Annotated in this window: 1 protein-coding gene; it reads left to right on the top strand. The window is 60.2% G+C overall.

From position 1 onward, the window contains the following. A partial coding sequence (locus ACX0G9_RS31670; RefSeq protein ID WP_459069004.1) for an AMP-binding protein occupies positions 1 to 1,057 on the top strand: 1,057 nt, incomplete at both ends.

Here is a 1,057-nt window from a genome sequence, read left to right as displayed (position 1 = left end):
GCGGGGAAATTGAGCGTACGGGTGCGGCCGGATCAACTGGCCTATGGGTTGTATACGTCCGGTTCGACGGGTCGTCCCAAGGGGGTGCTGATCGAACATGGGAACCTGGTCAATTTTTTGTTGAGTCTATCGGAGGAACTGGAGGCGGACGGGTCGATGCGCATGTTATCGGTAACGGGTTATGGATTTGATATATGTTACCTGGAATGGTACCTGCCGCTGATCGTGGGGGGGGAGCTGGTGCTGTCGAGCCGGGAAACGGCGCAGGACGGGTCGTTGTTGTTGAGGGCGGTGGAGCAGCATCGTCCGACGCATATGCAGGCGACGCCCTCGGGCTGGGAGGTACTGCTGTCAGGGGGATGGGCGAATAAGGAAGGGGTGAAGCTGCTGGTAGGCGGGGAGTCGTTAAAGGAAGAGCTGAAGGATCGGTTGACGGCGTTGGGGGCGGCGTGGAACCTGTACGGTCCGACGGAGACGACGATCTGGTCAACGCTCAAACGGCTGCAAGCCCAGGGGAGCGTAACGCTCGGGCGTCCGATTGCCAATACGCAGATCTATATACGGGATATGGCAGGGGAGCTTCAACCGGTGGGTGTAGGAGGCGAGTTGTGGATAGGGGGCAAGGGAGTGGCGCGGGGCTACCTGAACCGGCCAGAGTTAACGGCAGCGCGGTTCGAGGCGGATCCTTTGGGGGACCAGCCGGGATCGCGGGTATACCGGACGGGGGATCTGGGCCGCTGGTTACCGGACGGGGAGATCGAATACCAGGGTCGTATAGACGATCAGGTAAAGGTGCGGGGTCACCGGATCGAACCCGGGGAGATCGAGCGGGTACTGGAACAAAGCGGGCTGGTGGGCCAGGCGGTGGTGGTGGCCAAAGCGGATGTCCAGGGGGAGGTTGGGCTGATCGGTTATGTGGTGGGAAAATCGGGTAAAAGGGAGATAGACCGCGAAGAGCTACTGGCTTATTTAGGCAGTCGTTTACCGGCCTATATGATTCCGTCGGAGTGGGTGGTACTGGAGCAATGGCCGCTGACGGCCAATGGAAAGATAGACC

It is taken from the genome of Flavitalea flava (assembly GCF_054461575.1).
The sequence above is the reverse complement of the archived record's forward strand: the minus strand, read 5'-3'. Positions and strand labels throughout refer to the sequence as shown.